The 15005-nt window shown below is 53.8% G+C and carries 12 protein-coding genes and 1 pseudogene; 10 read left to right on the top strand and 3 right to left on the bottom strand.

What is annotated here, in order from left to right; all coding sequences use genetic code 11:
• Positions 1-111: 111 nt before the first annotated feature.
• The 4 genes and pseudogenes from Poly21_RS28385 to Poly21_RS25420 form a co-directional block, all read left to right on the top strand.
• Positions 112-276, top strand: a pseudogene (locus Poly21_RS28385) (FAD-dependent oxidoreductase); the annotation flags it as partial.
• 75 nt (positions 277-351) lie between these two features.
• On the top strand, positions 352-729 hold the full coding sequence (locus Poly21_RS28010; RefSeq protein ID WP_302120609.1) for an oxidoreductase dimerization domain-containing protein: 378 nt from the start codon (positions 352-354) through the stop codon (positions 727-729).
• 82 nt (positions 730-811) lie between these two features.
• On the top strand, positions 812-1555 hold the full coding sequence (locus tag Poly21_RS25415) for an SDR family oxidoreductase (RefSeq protein WP_146409885.1): 744 nt from the start codon (positions 812-814) through the stop codon (positions 1553-1555).
• A 40-nt stretch (positions 1556-1595) separates the two neighbouring features.
• A complete protein-coding gene (locus Poly21_RS25420) occupies positions 1596-2492 on the top strand; it encodes an NAD(P)H-binding protein (protein WP_302120611.1) in 897 nt (298 codons plus the stop codon).
• Positions 2493-2793: 301 nt separating this feature from the next.
• Here Poly21_RS25420 and Poly21_RS25425 read toward each other — a convergent pair whose 3' ends face one another.
• Positions 2794-3627 carry an SDR family NAD(P)-dependent oxidoreductase gene (locus tag Poly21_RS25425; RefSeq protein WP_146409915.1) on the bottom strand — a complete coding sequence of 278 codons (834 nt, stop codon included), beginning with the start codon at positions 3625-3627 and terminating at the stop codon, positions 2794-2796.
• Positions 3628-3639: 12 nt separating this feature from the next.
• Positions 3640-4284 carry a TetR/AcrR family transcriptional regulator gene (locus tag Poly21_RS25430; protein WP_146409886.1) on the bottom strand — a complete coding sequence of 215 codons (645 nt, stop codon included), beginning with the start codon at positions 4282-4284 and terminating at the stop codon, positions 3640-3642.
• A 101-nt stretch (positions 4285-4385) separates the two neighbouring features.
• Here Poly21_RS25430 and Poly21_RS25435 point away from each other — a divergent pair, with 101 nt between their 5' ends.
• The 6 genes from Poly21_RS25435 to Poly21_RS25460 all read left to right on the top strand — a co-directional run bounded on the left by Poly21_RS25435 (position 4386) and on the right by Poly21_RS25460 (position 11605).
• Positions 4386-5972 (top strand): ABC-F family ATP-binding cassette domain-containing protein, encoded by a 1587-nt coding sequence (locus tag Poly21_RS25435; RefSeq protein ID WP_146409887.1) that lies wholly within the window; start codon positions 4386-4388, stop codon positions 5970-5972.
• Positions 5973-6480: 508 nt separating this feature from the next.
• Positions 6481-6681, top strand: a complete 201-nt coding sequence (locus tag Poly21_RS25445) for a hypothetical protein (protein WP_146409888.1) — start codon at positions 6481-6483, stop codon at positions 6679-6681.
• Positions 6682-7281: 600 nt separating this feature from the next.
• Positions 7282-7443 carry a pirin family protein gene (locus Poly21_RS28390; RefSeq protein ID WP_367302580.1) on the top strand — a complete coding sequence of 54 codons (162 nt, stop codon included), beginning with the start codon at positions 7282-7284 and terminating at the stop codon, positions 7441-7443.
• A gap of 197 nt (positions 7444-7640) precedes the next feature.
• Positions 7641-8282, top strand: coding sequence for a sigma-70 family RNA polymerase sigma factor (locus Poly21_RS25450; RefSeq protein ID WP_302120615.1), 642 nt, complete (start codon positions 7641-7643; stop codon positions 8280-8282).
• A 172-nt stretch (positions 8283-8454) separates the two neighbouring features.
• Entirely contained in the window at positions 8455-10002 is a 1548-nt protein-coding gene (locus Poly21_RS25455; RefSeq protein WP_146409889.1) for an HlyD family secretion protein, read from the top strand.
• Positions 9995-11605 (top strand): DHA2 family efflux MFS transporter permease subunit, encoded by a 1611-nt coding sequence (locus Poly21_RS25460; protein WP_146409890.1) that lies wholly within the window; start codon positions 9995-9997, stop codon positions 11603-11605. Before Poly21_RS25455 ends, Poly21_RS25460 begins: the two co-directional genes overlap by 8 nt.
• A 27-nt stretch (positions 11606-11632) precedes the next feature.
• Here the strand turns inward: Poly21_RS25460 and Poly21_RS25465 are convergent, their stop codons facing one another.
• Entirely contained in the window at positions 11633-14998 is a 3366-nt protein-coding gene (locus Poly21_RS25465) for a protein kinase domain-containing protein (RefSeq protein ID WP_302120617.1), read from the bottom strand.
• Positions 14999-15005 lie beyond the last annotated feature (7 nt).

Here is a 15005-nt window from a genome sequence, read left to right on the forward strand (position 1 = left end):
GATGGCTCATCCAGAGAAAGTCCGCAGCTATCGCGAGGCTGAATCCCTGGCCCGAGCCGCCAAGACCAAAGAACGCCGAGCACGCCGCCGGAAACTAGCCCGCAAATAGTTCTGCCGAACGCTTACGGACGAACGCCGAATACTGCGAACATTGGTCTTCAGACTGCCGGAGTTGAAGTCAATGCTCAAAACTATATTCGCGTCAATGATCGCTTAGAAACGTCTGCAGAGAATGTTTGGGCGATCGGCGAGTGTGCCGGAAGCCCGCAGTTCACTCATGCGTCATTCGATGACTTTCGCGTTATTCGAGATAACTTGGCGGGCGGCAATCGCAGCACTGAAGATAGGCTGATGCCTTCCTGCCTGTTCACCGATCCGCAAGTTGCACATATCGGTCTGAGCGAAAGGGAAGCTGCTCAACAGGGCATGGTGGTGCAAACGGTGCGATTGCCGATGAAGGCTGTACTGCGAACCCGAACGCTTGGCGAGACTCATGGTTTCATGAAAGCGTTGATCGATGCTGACGACAAAATTGTCGGCTTTACCATGGTCGGCCCAGCAGCTGGAGAAGTGATGTTTGCTGTGCAGTTAGCGATGCAAGCACAGCTACCCTTTACCGTCTTCCGTGACGCCATCATTGCGCATCCGACGATGGCCGAAGGTCTCGGAACACTTTTTAGTTCTGCAAAACAAAGCTCCAAATCAAATCAACAGTTTGCACACACTTAAAGTTCGAGTTTTGGCTCGAATCGATGTACTTAACATGAGTTGAACTGAACCTTTCGTCACACCATTAGTAAGTAGGTGAAAAATGAGCTACGAAGTAACAGGCAAAACCGTTTTGGTTACGGGAGCAAATCGCGGCATCGGGCGAGCAATCGTCGAAGGCGCAATTCAGCGTGGTGCGAAGAAAGTTTACGCGGCGGTGCGTAAACTCGATTCGGCCGATTCGTTGGTCGAAGAGTTTGGCGATCTTGTCGTTCCCGTCCAATTGGACCTGGAAAGCAAGGAGTCGATTAAAGCGGTCGCGAAAACAGCAACCGATGTCGATATGGTCGTGAACAACGCTGGGGTGCTGGAGCTTGCGAGTCCCCTAAGCGAGCACGCGGCGAGGTCACTTGAGCATGAGATGAAAGTCAACGTCTTCGGCTTGATACACATGGCTCAAGCATTCGCTCCGGTCTTGAAGGCCAACGGAGGTGGCGCATTCGTTCAATTGAACAGCGTCGGTTCCATCAAGGCGTTTTCTGAAGGCGCGACTTATGCGGCGTCGAAGGCAGCGAGTTACTCAATCACCCAATCGTTGCGAGAAGTGCTCGCGAGCCAAGGCACTCGGGTCGTCAGCGTCCATCCTGGACCAATCGCAACCGACATGACGAGCAACTCGTCAATGGCTGACATCGCGGAACCGCCATCTCTGGTCTCCGATTCAACTTGGGAATCGTTGCTCGAGGAGCAATTCCTCGCTTTCCCTGGTTCGATGGCAAAGCAGATGGGAGAAGCCTATCGAAGCTTTGCAGAAAACGTCATCGACGCGAAAACACCCGCTGCGTGAACTTGGTCGACTTCGAGGTTCCTTCACACTAGAAATCCACGTGGCCGCAGAGATGCCCAATTACACGCAAACAGTACGTCGTCCGCGCGTCGCAATCGCTGGAGCGACCGGCCAGGTCGGCGCGGCGCTTGTCCAAACCCTTTCCGGGGACCGGATCGACGTCGTGGCCCTCACCCGCGATCCGGGGAATGGCCGCATTCCGACGAGTGTCGATGTCGCAAAGATAGATTTCGAGGTGCCGCGGACCCTCATGGATGCACTGCAGGGCACCGATCGGCTCTTCCTCGCGCACGGCACCTCGGATCGTCAGGTCGCTAACGAGATCGCGATCATCGACGCCGTGGTTGCCGCGGGCATTTCCCACATCGTAAAGCTGTCCGCCATGGGGCCGCCCACTAGGCTTCATCCTTTCAACTGGCATATAGAGATCGAGGCGCACTTGGCGAAGCAGGATATCGGCTACGCCGTGTTGCGCTCGGGCCCATTCGTCAACGGCCTTGCGCGAGCAGGCGCAACCGTCATAGATGGCACCTGGGGCGGCGCAGCCGGTGAAGGCCGGGTCAACCTCGTCGACACGCGCGATGTCGCGGACGTCGCACGCATCGCGCTTCTCGATGACAATTCGACGGGATCCCAGCGCGCCTATCATCTGACCGGACCAAACGCGGTCAGTATGCCGGAAGTCGCACTGGAGCTATCACGGCTGCTTGGCCAGATGGTCGAATATCGTCACCGCGATCGAGCTGAGCACCGGAAACTCCTCATTGAATCGGGAGCTAGCGACATGGCCGCCGATCTCCGGCTCGGGCTTGACCGGCTCTTCAAGGACTCGGTCCTTGCGGAAACGACCAACACAATCCTGGACGTCACGGGCAAGAAGGCCCGGTCCGTCTCAGGCTGGTTGAGTGACAACCTCTCGCTGTTCCAGCGGACGTAGCAGCATTGACGATTTAACCCCTCTAGTTTGCCAAGGAGCGAGACGTGGCCACGCGCTGGTGCTTGGCGCTGATTGGCGAGTTTTAACACGAAGAAATATTCATCAGCTGGAAAATAGATGACATTTCAACGTCGCCAGCTAGCGTGCGTAACGAGTGAAGACATAGTCGCGTTGGTTAAAAGGTGATGTCCAATCCCGTGACGACACCGCCAAGCATGGCGAATAATAACACAATGAAAAACATTGTTTTCATACGATCTGTTGTTAAAGTGACTGTCCATTTTCTACACGTTCAACGCAGTCATTCTTCCGGGTAGTCCGTCGAAACGCTCAGTTCACGCCAGCGCCGAAGCTCTTCTAATCTTGCGAGATCGGCTTGCTCCAGTGCGTTCACAGCATCATTGCCCAGCGGTATACGCAGCGGTGGCTGATCCATTGCGGCAACCTTCAGTATTACTTGTGCCGCGCGAAACGGATCGCCCGGCTGCCGACCGTCGTACGCCCGCTGCATCCGCACAGCAGCACCCACGACGGCGTCGTACTCAGGCCGACCTGTACTCAACGAAGTTGAGGAGCCTGCGAAGTCTGTCCGAAATCCACCTGGTTCGATGATGGTGACGTTGACTCCGACGAGCGACATCTCGATCGCAAGCACTTCGGAGAATCCTTCCACGCCCCATTTCGCTGCGGAATAGGGCGCCCGCCCAGGAGCGCCGATGCGACCGCCCACCGAGGAAAACTGAATGATGTGGCCCGATCCCTGCTGACGCATGATTGGAATGGCCGCCTTCGTGACGATGATGGTTCCAAACAGGTTCGTTTCAATCTGCCGACGAAACTCGTCAAGATCGGTGTCTTCGATCGAATTCACGTTACCGTAGCCGGCACAATTCACAAGTACATCGAGACCTCCAAATTCATCGACGGCGACTCGAATTGCTCTCTCGGCGGCAACCGGGTCGGTCACATCCAGATCTACCGTACGTACCTGGTCGTCAAACTGCTCTAAAAAATCAGCAAGTTGCGAAGCCTGACGCGCCGTGGCGACGAGACGATGTCCCGCACTGAGCACGCTCTCGGCGAGTGCGCGACCGATGCCTCTGGAACTGCCCGTAAGTAGCCATCGTTGTGACATAACCATCGAACCTCATTCACTCGCCATTGCCTTCACAAAAACGTCCCAGCGATCGTCAAACAGCTTACGTGCCGCGTGGCTGCTGATCGGTGTCGCATCGCGCATCCGGACTCTGTTGTTCGCACCCTCCAACAGGTCGATGAGTATTTCGCAAATCGATGTGACGCTGCCGGATCGCAGATGTCCCGCGGACTGCGCCAACGAAACCGCATTCAGCAACGGTTGCAGTGCGGACTTCGTCCATTCAGCTAAGCGTTCACGTAGGTCAGGCGAAACGACAGCCTCGGCGCTGACCAAAAGATAGAACGCGGAGTAGTCGCGTGATGAACCGAACTTGAAGTACCGAAGTGCCACTTCGTGTAGCGATTCAAGTTTGTCGGTCGTTTTCGCACCTGCCGAACTCAACTCGTTACGAAACGCGTTGATATCTCGCTCGACGACCGCGTTGAGCAATTGTGCCTTGCTGGCATAGCGGCGGTAGATCGTGTGCTTGGAAACACCGAGTGTCCCGGCAAGCTCGTCGATCGAACTGTTGGCGATCCCTTTTTGGCTAAAAAGTAGGCGAGCCGCATCAAGGACGCGAACGTCAATCGCCGCCGCTTCGTCCTTCGTTGGCCGACCAAGTGATTTACGTTTTACCATGACATGCTGCTTCATTTTCCTGACACTGAAAAATAGCACGGTGCCGTTGCATTCCTGACGGGCATGCTATAAAAGCACTGTATCGTGCCATTAACAGTTATTCAAGAGTCGAAGCAATGTCGCAAATAACATTGACGCAAATCAGTTGGTCTACACCGGATGGTCACAAACTGTTTCAGAACTTTGATCTCAATGTAGTTCGCGAGCGAATTGGAATCGTCGGAAGAAACGGCGTCGGCAAGTCGACGTTACTCAAGCTCATTAGCGGTGAGCTGCAGTCTGCCACAGGCCGCGTTGTAGTTGCGGGAAAGCTGGGCGTGCTGCAACAGCAAGTGCAAATCGGACCAGACGAAACCGTAGCCGATCTTTTCGGCGCCAGCAAAGCGATAGAAATCTTGCGTCGAGCCGAAGTGGGGCAAGCAACGATAGAGGAGCTCGCGGATGCCGACTGGACGCTTGAAGGCGGGATTGCGGCGGCGCTTGGGCGAGTTGGGCTGCAGGTCCGCCCCGAGACACGACTGCGCGAGCTATCCGGAGGTCAGTGGACCCGGGCATGCATCGCGGTCGTGCTGTACCAAGCTCCCGATTTTCTACTACTTGATGAGCCGACGAACAATCTGGATCGCGCCGGACGGGAGGCGGTGATCAGTCTGATCTCCAACTGGAAAGCAGGTGCGATTGTTTCCAGCCACGATAGAGAGCTGTTGGAACAGATGGACGCGATCGTCGAACTGACGTCAATCGGCGTTTTTCGCTACGGAGGCAACTGGAGTCAGTATCGCCAGGAAAAAGCGATCGAGCTGGAAGCCGCACAACACGATTTGGCACACGCGAAACGACACGCGGTCAAGGTCAAACGAGATGCCCAAACGGCGTTAGAGAGAAAGCAGCGTCGAGATGCCTCCGGGTCCAAAACTCAATCCCGAGGTGACATCCCACGCATACTGCTGGGGGCACGGAAAAACAGCGCCGAATCGAGCAAAGGCAACAGCGTAAGACGCTCCATGCAACAAAAGGCTCGAGCAGAAGAGACTGTGGAGCGGGCCCTCGCACGCGTTGAAATCGTGGATGAACTCTCGATCAATGTCCAACCTACCGGGCTCTCAAACAGCCGCATCGTCGCAAAGTTCGATGCCGTTTCTGCTGGCTATGATTCTGACAGGCCAATCATTCATGATCTCTCTTTTTCGCTGTTCGGTCCTGAGCGAGTCGCACTCGTTGGCCCCAACGGCTCCGGCAAGACGACCGTCATTCGGTTGCTTGAAGGTCAGGTGACTCCTCTGCATGGAACCGTCTCCGTTTCTGACAACTTGGCGGTCTTGGACCAGCGAGTAAACTTCCTAGACCCCAGTCTTTCCATCCTCGACAACTTCAAACGGCGCAACCCGACATCAGATGAAAACCTATGTCGTCGCACGCTGGCCAGTTTTCTATTCAAGTCAGATGCTGTCCTTCAAACGGTGGGCACGCTCAGCGGCGGCCAGATACTTCGAGCCGGACTAGCATGTGTGCTAGGAGCCCCCAAGCCACCATCGATGTTGATCCTCGACGAACCCACGAACCACCTCGACATCGATTCCATCGAAGCCATCGAACAAGGACTCAACGCCTACGACGGTGCTCTCTTAGTCGCCTCCCACGACGACGTTTTCCTCAACAACATCAAAACGACGCGGCGGATCGATTTGAGCAACCAGCGATAACGTCGCGAACAACCGTTCGGCAGAAAACCACCGTTAGAATTGACGACATGCTCAAATTAACATCGCGACACGACATCGGCCAAAATATTGAACATTTACCGTACCTGTTTACCCAGCCAAAAATTGGTGTTGGTGGATTTGGGGTAAACCGATCAGAATTGGTGGGTCATGGATGTGTGCGTCACCCGAAGACGCGCGTTGCCAATGAACGCTTCGCCAAGTTCTTGGAAAGCATCTCGATGATCTGTTCGCGTTCCTGCGTCACGCCGCTGCCGATGCAACGAACTGGCGTGGCGAACAGGCGTTCCGTGCAGCGGTGGTGAATCGAAAAGTATGGGGCGGCAACCGAATCGAGGTCGGAGCGCCGGCCCAATCGCGGATCATGAGTGTGATATTAACGTGCAAGCAACGACTGGCCGAGCCTTTCGACTTCATCCGCCGTCAACTGACCGCAACAACCCCGCTAACCCTGCCGCTGCTCATCACGGACGGGTAAACAAGTACTGATATGTTCTATCTCGGCGCTGCAAAAGCCAACGGCCAGCCGTACATTCGATACCGAGGTGGCTCGATTGGGCTCTCAAAAGTAATTGACGAACGGACGCTCGGGTTTGCTGATTCTGCTGACAATCGCCAGTACATCACGCTCGGAAATCTTTCCGACAACCCGAAGGGGTTCAACTTTTTGGTGGACTGCGCGAATAGCTAACGTGGGAAGCTTCGGGGCACAGCGGAGGTGAGCGAAGATGGCCAGGAATTGATGAATCCGCTGCGTGACGGGAACTATACAGGCAAAGTTGAAAGTGCGATTCGATTTCATTTAGAGACGTGGGACGTTAACTGCCAACAGTACATCCACAAACGATTCTCTGAACGTCAAATTACCCCGGGGATTGAAAAACTCCACTCGCGGGCGTTAGAACTTGAAACGCAATTGGCTGCTTTGCGCGATCAGGCTGATTGCCAACCAGACGCCGGAACCGGAACGCTAACGCTCCTTGGTCTAGCCGTCATGCCAGTGCTGGGAAACCCAACTAGAGTTAGCTCAAGAGACGCCCATCATTAGAAAATCTTATAGATAAAACGCTGCCGATCAAGGTTGGTTCAGGTTCTACTATACGCTTCCCCATGCATCGTACTGTGATTGCGAGTGCATGGATTGCGAGTACATGAACTTTCGATCACTTCGTGTGATGAATGAGGTTCGGGTAGTCACATTCCCGAATGGCCGGGAAGAGTGGCCATGGATTCACGCTGATGAACTGCTCTATTTGTTGAGGCTTGGTCAAGGCGAAACAGGGAAATCAAGATTCCCGCCGGCCGTTACGCTTGGCTCCAGGTGCTTCGTGGTACCGTGGCTTGCAACAATAATCCGATGGCGGCCGGAAACTATGCCGCAGTCGAGAATGAAGTGCAGGTTCAACTCTCCGCGACTAGCTCGGCTGAAATCATGCTGTTTGATTTAGCGTAGCGAGCTGATAGGCGTGGACCTTCAATCATCCAACAATAACCCGAGTTTTTCGTAAAATGCGCGACCAGAGTTGCTGCGCACCTTGGTCCGGCCAACCGCGTGAAACGCATCGACAGATCGGCTGGATGTGCGGTAAACTTCATACGCGCTGGCGGCATTGAATTCGTTTCAGAATGTTGGTGTTCCTGGAGACGACCATGGGTCCAATTGATGGGGAAGATACGACGGCGGCGGTCGAACAGTATGTGGTCCGTCTTGCCGAACTTGGCGAGGAAGCGCCGGCTGACGAGATCGTTCGCGCTTTGCTTAGTCGTGCCGTTGGTCGGCTGCATCTGTTGTGCTTGACGGTGCTGTATCAAAGTTATCCGCGTTTGACGCATTCGCCTCTCAACTTGCAAGCTGAAGAACTGCTCAGTTCGGTTGTGGAGCGACTGCTCAAAGCGTTGCAGAAGACTCGACCTGGAAGCGTGCGGCAGTTTTTTGCGCTTGCCAATCAACACATGCGTTGGGAATTGAACGATCTTGCCCGACGTCTGGATAAGCAGACTCCGGATGTTGCGCTGCTGGAGTCGCTTGCCGTTGCGCCGGAGAGTAGCGGCTCGGAACTGAGCCAAAATGCTCGAAAGATTTTGGACGCTATCGACGGCCTGCCTGACGAAGAACGCGAAGTGTTCAGTTTGGTTCGAATCCAAGGAATGACGCAAGCCGAAGCTGCCGAAGTCACTGGCGTTTCGACAAAGACGATTCAACGTCGTCTGAATCGAAGTTTGCTTTTGTTGACGCAATCGCTCTCAGAGCTGCAATTTGATCAGCCATCGGCGGGCGAGTGCGATACTTGAGCCGCGTCACGATAACTCGGCTTCCTAAAGCTCTTGAGTTTCGCCAACGATTTGTCCATTCGATTCGCTTAGAAGTGTAAGGCAATCAGGCGACAGTGTTTTCTGTTGCCGAATCGTTGCCTGTTTCTACTTCGAGGGACGGTGTCGAACTAAAGCGACATCGGCTGATGTCATGAACGCAGGGGCTACAAAAAGTCAAGAGACTCAAGAATCCGCTCCGATACCTAAGATCCAGCCCACCGAAGCCACATCGGCACAGTTCGAATCACGCGTTCGGACCCGCGAATGGAAGAAGCCAGTTGCCAGATTGGTGATCACTGTTTGTGCGGTAGCTGTCGTCATTGAGGTTTGGCCGGCAATCGTGCTTTCGATGAATACGGTTTCGACCGATGATGCATACGTCAATAGTCATGTGACATTTTTGGCACCTCGCGTGTCGGGGCAGGTGGAGGATGTTCTTGTTGACGACAACGATCGCGTATCGAAAGGTGACGTGCTGGTTCGGTTGGATCCGACGCCGTATCAAATCGCTGTCGGTCAAAAGCATGCGGCTCTCGTGTCGGCTCAAGCGGACTTGGTTGCGGCGAGTGCAAACGCACACGGACTGGCGGCTCAGGCGCGAGCCAATCGCTTCGTTTTAGAGAATACGATTCAGAAGGTTGATGAGAAGATCGCGAATCTGCGATCCAGCGTTGCAACGTACGCCAGTCAGCAAGCAGCACTCGACTTAGCTCGCAGCAACCTACGCCGCGCCGAAGAACTCGCCCCCTCAGGAGCAATCAGCCAACAGGAACTGGACATCACTCGCCAAACCGTCAAAGCGGATGAAGCCAATGTCGACGAAGCCTTGCAACTCATCTACGCGAATCGGGTGAGCCTGGGACTCAATGCAAAGCCGTCCAAGGAACACGACCTAACCGAAGTGCCAAACGACCTCGACCAAACTTACTCAAGCGTCCGGGCTTCCCTTGCGAAGCTGATCGAAAGTAATGCCGAACTGGGTTACTTCACGACGTCGTGGGTTTCCACACCGAAGCAAGTTGTGGAGGATTTTCTTAAACAAGATCCGCAGGGCAACCTCGACCGAATCTTCGCAAAGATCATTCCCAACGCGCCACTGATAAAACAGGCCGAAGCGAAGGTCCTTCAAGCTCAACGTGATCTCGAACAAGCAGAACTGGACCTTCTGTACTGCGACATCGTCAGCGAAATCGATGGCGTGGTGACGCGACGAAACGTGAACCCAGGTAACAACGTCCAAGTGGGCGAGAGTTTGATGGCCGTTCGATCGCTGTCTGAAATCTGGATCGACGCAAACTTCAAAGAAACGCAGCTCACGCATTTGCGAATCGGCCAACGCGTTGAATGCGGAGTGGATATGTATGGAACCGAGGTTCCGTTTCAAGGCCGTATCACCGGTTTCACGATGGGTACTGGTCAAACGCTTGCACTACTGCCGCCACAGAACGCGACGGGCAATTTTGTGAAAATTGTTCAACGGCTGCCGGTGCGAATTGAGCTCACGAACTACAACCCAACTGAAAAGCCGCTTTTCGTCGGCCTCTCGGTGACACCTCGTGTCTTTTACAAGGAACCCGCAACAGGTGGCAACGCTGGAGAGTACCTTCGCCCCAACTCGCCGCTTCCCAAAGGAAATTTGAATCACGCTTTGGCTCCAAGTTCGCCCGTAGAGATGAAAGCAGGCGATCAACATGAGTGATACGTTCGCGCTTCCGTTGGGGAAACCGCAATCTGCGATCAATCCGTGGTTGATCGCGATAGCCGTCGTGGTACCGACGTTCATGGAAGTCTTGGATACGACGATCGCGAACGTAGCACTGAGGTACATTGCTGGCGGATTATCATCAGCCGAAACTGACAGCGAATGGGTCATCACCAGCTATTTGGCGGCCAACGCGATTGTGCTGACTATTAGCGGATGGCTAACGACTCGGCTGGGCAGGCGAAACTATTTCTTGATGTCGATCGTAGTCTTTACGATCGCGTCGGGACTGTGCGGAATCGCAACAAGTCTGCCGCAGATCATTTTATTTCGAGTGATTCAAGGGCTCGCCGGAGGCGGTTTGCAACCTTCGAGCCAAGCGATTCTAATCGACAGCTTTCCTCAGGATAAACAGGGAACCGCAATGTCGGTGTTCGGTATCGCTGCGTTGATTGGTCCAATCGTTGGACCGACACTCGGTGGATGGCTGGTCGTCAACTACGATTGGCGATGGATCTTCTACATCAATTTGCCAATTGGGCTGTTCGCGTTTGCTACAAGCTATATTCTGGTGCGAGATCCCCAGTATTTGACTGAAGAGAAGGAGCGATTGCGATCCAGGCCCCTCAACTTTGACTATATTGGGTTTAGCTTGTTGACATTGCTCGTCTCGTGTTGGGAAGTAGTTCTGAGTAAAGGTCAAGAGTGGGACTGGTTGAGTGATCCATTTTGGCGAGTCCAATCGCTAGTAGGGGCGTTCGCTCTAGCATTGGCGTTCTTCATCGTTCGTGCGCTTCGCTCCAAGAATCCGCTGGTGGATCTTCGCGTGCTCGCCAACCGCAATTTGGCGGTGTCTGTTGCAGTTCTGTTCAGTTCGTTTTGCGTTCTCTACGCCGCCAGCATTGCATTGCCGTCGATGTTACAAACACTGTTTGGCTACGACGCCTATCAAGCGGGCCTAGTCCTTTCGCCTGGTGGAATTTCGTCGATCACGATGCTATTGATCGTTAGTGTCTGCTTAAGAAAAGGTGTCGACGCCCGCTACTTGATCGCGATGGGACTGGTGGTTCTGGCGGCGTCAAATTACTGGATGTCACATTTGAACCTAAGCGTTAGTCCATCGCACGTTATCTGGCCCAGGATGGTGCTGACGGCGGGATTGGGTTTGATTTTCGCCCCCATCAATGTCGCGGCATATATGTACGTTCCCCAACACCTACGAGGTTCTGCAATCGCGCTCGCGAGCTTGCTGAGAAATGAAGGTGGTAGCGTAGGGGTGTCGATGTCTCAAACCATCCGCGAGCGGCGTGACCAATTTCATCTCCAACGACAGAATGAGTTCATTGACGTTTTGAATCCTTACATGAATTCGTTCTCGGAACAGTCAACCGTGTTTTTCTATCATTTCAATGGTGACCACGCGGCATCAGAAAAGCTGGCGTTGCAAGCACTCGACACTCTGCGTCAACAGCAAGCCTTATCGCTCGCGTATTTCGACGTGTTTTGGTTCGCGGCAGTGATAGGAATCAGCTTGGTTCCGTTGGTATTTTTAATGAAACGAACCATCGCCACGAAAAGGCAACACCTCGCTGCGGATTGATTCTTCCCCACCGAGTCTCCCTCCGATTCATTCTTCTTTGATCTCTCGCAGATGACGTATCTCCGCGTCCACTTCCTCCCACAGTGATAAGCAGTTCTTTCGTACATCCTCGGGAAGTTTTTGTAATTCGCTTTGATCACGTAGTTCGTTCAGACTAGGATCCGTTTTCCAAGCTGACAATTGCTGCAAGAAATAGGCTCTCGCTTCCGGAACGCGGTTATCGGGATTGTTAGCAATGTGTTCAAGCTGAGAACGAAGCCACGCGATTGCTTGCGATTGCCACGGAGTTGCACCATCTTGGCTGAAATCTGTACTATCGGCGGCGCGACCGCTGGCGGCGATCACAATCGCGCGAGCGGCGGAGTAACCGAGCGACTTTTGTAACTCAGGATCCGTCGCGAATGCCTTCGTGTAGAGACGCGTGCAGGCTGCATACCGATTTTGGAATTGACAAATACCGAGCAACGATAAGCATTCGTGGTTGTCCTGTGGGACATGAGAGCCTTCCAGGAATTCGGATAAGTTCGGCAGGATCATTGTCTCCGCCTCTCGGCGTAAAATGTGGAAAATCCACGGGTCGCGGCTGTCGGCGTGTTCCACGCTCCAATCATAGCTGGCCGTCGCTAAAGCCAATGTCTGACGAGAGTCTGCGACCTCTCCGTTTTGGAGCTGCGCCATCGCGATAATCAGACGGGGACACGGTCCCATCGCCCGCGATGCCTCGCCTTCCATGATTGAGATCGCGCGATCGAAATGACCTTGCCGGAACTCGGTGAGACCTTTTGCAAAGAGATAGTATCGGTAGTACCAGAATGACTTGGCGGCTTCGTAGCCCACGGCGCGGTCGGCCAAATCAGCGGCTTGTCGTCGCCGTTCGTTAGTCGTTGGACGTAACGAGCAGGTTCGTGCAATGCCCTCAGCTGTTCCCGCATCTGAGGTTGAACCGAATCGATCGAGCAACTGATCACATGCGCGATCGTATTCTTGATCTTCTCCCATAAAGAGACAAAGCTCAGCGTAGCCGTTCCAAACACCGTACTCTTGATTTCCAGACTCCAAAGTCCGACTCCAATCGCGCAGAGCTTCTTTTCCATGCCCGGTCATTACCAGTAAATTTCGAGTGCCTTGTTGAAAGGCCGTATTGTTCGGCTGCGCATCTCGGGCCCGTCGTAGGTGTTCGAGAGCCTCGTCAAGTATCCCCTTCTCTTTAAGAGCATTGCCCAAATCGAAGTAGGCCCAACTGTAATTTGGATCAATCTCGAGTGCCTTACGATAGCATTCGATTGCTTCTGTGGAATGTCCGATCTGTTTCAATGCGTTGCCAAGATTGTTCTGAGCTCTTGCGTACCTTGGATCGACCGCGAGTGCTTTTTCGTAGTAGTCGATGGCCAGATTTGGAAGGTTTTGATTTCTCAGTGCATCGCCGACGGCAGAGTAGCCAACCGCGGCGTTCGGGCGACTCGACAACGCTGCGCGGTAAAAGCCAACGGCTTGTTCGGGTGCTGGCATTAACAATGTATCGCCAAGAATAAGATTGCACCAAAAGTCTTCTGGGTGTTCTTGCTGAACCCGTTTTAAAAACTCCGTAGCATCATTGCCGTTGACGTGCAGACGTTCTCCGAGCGTTAGCAGCAATGCTGCAGAGTGTTCGGCAATGGGCACTGTTCGCGCCGTTTCGGTCATGGCTTGCAGGTCCGCCCAGGTCGCGGAATTACGTATGCGGTCGCGCCATCCGCTCGGATCAGGATCGGCTCTGCGTGCGACGTCAAGTAACCAATCTCGCTTATCCGAATTGGAAACACAGAAAGCCCAATCGTCTATCGCCGCGATCAATGCTTGTCGAATGATTGAGCCTTTGACCCTGCTGGCGACGGCGATAGACGAATCACCTTTTCGGATAAACCCGGCTTTCGAAAACGCTTCGTCGTAGTCCTGTCCGGCCTTCGTCTTGTAGTACTGCAAGTCGCCACTCGTCACGCGACTGAGTCGAATGGAGTCGAGTCGCTCGACCAAAGCAATGTCAGCTTCTGCTTGATCAATCCGCTGACGTAAATCGTCGAAATCACCATCTCCCAATTGATCCAGAATTGCATGCGCCGCTTCGATTCGGTTTTGTTCCACCAGTTCTAAACCGGATTCGAGCCTTCCTGTTAGGCGGTCTTTTTCGATTCGTCTCGCTGACGCCAACGCCGAAATTTCGATCGCTGCGGCAACGACGAAGACACTGAGAGTCAACGCGGTGACGATCAGAGCGAACCAAATCTGATTGCGGCGAATCCAACGCACGACTCGTTCGACACGCCCGACCGGCCGGGCGTGTATCGCTTCGTGCCGAAGAAACCTTGCGATATCTTCAGCCAATTCACCCGCGGATGTGTATCGCTTTCGCGGTTCTTTTTGCAGGCACTTCGAACAAATTGTCTCTAAGTCACGCGGCACCTTCGTATTCAGATGCGAAGGTGGCACTGGCTCGTCAGAGACCAATCGTCTCTCGGTTTCGGAGATCGATTTACCGCGAAACGGCAATTGTCCGGTCAACATTTCGTACAATAACGTGCCGAGTGCGTAGATATCGACACTCGGTCCAACTTCATAACCAGCGACTTGTTCCGGCGCCATGTAGTTCGGCGTTCCCACTCGAGCACCCGTCTGGGTCAGACTCAATTCGGCATCGATAAATTGGGCTAATCCGAAGTCGCTGATCTTAGGCGTTCCGTCCGATGTCAGCAGAATGTTCGCTGGCTTCAAATCTCGATGAACGACACCGCCATCGTGGGCGGACTGGACTGCCCGTGCTAGAACTACCACCATCTGTGCCGCATCACAAATCGGCTGGGGCATACCCGCGAGCGTTTCCGCTAGGTTGCCGCCCTCGACCAGTTCCATTGTATAGAACGGACGCCCATCGACGTCACCAACGTCATGAATCTGAACGATGTGAGGGTGTTTCAATCCAGCAATTGCCTCGGCTTCTCTGCTGAATCGCAACAGTTCCGCTGGGCTGGCGTAAGATCCAGCGAGCAGCATTTTGACGGCCACGAACCGATTTAACTTCACTTGCTTGGCGCGGTAGACAACGCCTACACCGCCACGGCCCAGTATGGACTCAATTTCGTATCCAGGGATGGTGGGAGTTTCCGGGTTCTGTCGATGTCGTCGCCGATGGTTGACGTGCGAGTTATATCCTGTCGATGGAAACAGCTGTTCGACTTGCGCCTCAAGTTTGCGTACTTTGCGCAAGCGACTTTGAACCTCACCCAACAAATCAAGTCGATCTACGCAGACCTCTTCCGGCGATCGGTCCGAATTGAGGATCTCTTCAAGAAAGTCAACTATCACCGACTCATCGGCCATCACTTGTTCTCGTTTACCCAAATCGCAATGAATGAACAAGGTATTG

Origin of the sequence: Allorhodopirellula heiligendammensis (assembly GCF_007860105.1) — a bacterium.
Classification (GTDB): Bacteria; Planctomycetota; Planctomycetia; order Pirellulales; family Pirellulaceae; genus Rhodopirellula; species Rhodopirellula heiligendammensis.

Bases quoted from the DNA above. Each gene is read 5' to 3' on its own strand.
- Poly21_RS25455 (WP_146409889.1), top strand. From the start codon at position 8,455: ATGAACGCAGGGGCTACAAAAAGTCAAGAGACTCAAGAATCCGCTCCG.
- Poly21_RS25450 (WP_302120615.1), top strand. From the start codon at position 7,641: ATGGGTCCAATTGATGGGGAAGATACGACGGCGGCGGTCGAACAGTAT.
- Poly21_RS28010 (WP_302120609.1), top strand. From the start codon at position 352: ATGCCTTCCTGCCTGTTCACCGATCCGCAAGTTGCACATATCGGTCTG.
- Poly21_RS25425 (WP_146409915.1), bottom strand. From the start codon at position 3,627: ATGTCACAACGATGGCTACTTACGGGCAGTTCCAGAGGCATCGGTCGC.
- Poly21_RS25435 (WP_146409887.1), top strand. From the start codon at position 4,386: ATGTCGCAAATAACATTGACGCAAATCAGTTGGTCTACACCGGATGGT.
- Poly21_RS25430 (WP_146409886.1), bottom strand. From the start codon at position 4,284: ATGAAGCAGCATGTCATGGTAAAACGTAAATCACTTGGTCGGCCAACG.
- Poly21_RS25445 (WP_146409888.1), top strand. From the start codon at position 6,481: ATGTTCTATCTCGGCGCTGCAAAAGCCAACGGCCAGCCGTACATTCGA.
- Poly21_RS25460 (WP_146409890.1), top strand. From the start codon at position 9,995: ATGAGTGATACGTTCGCGCTTCCGTTGGGGAAACCGCAATCTGCGATC.
- Poly21_RS25415 (WP_146409885.1), top strand. From the start codon at position 812: ATGAGCTACGAAGTAACAGGCAAAACCGTTTTGGTTACGGGAGCAAAT.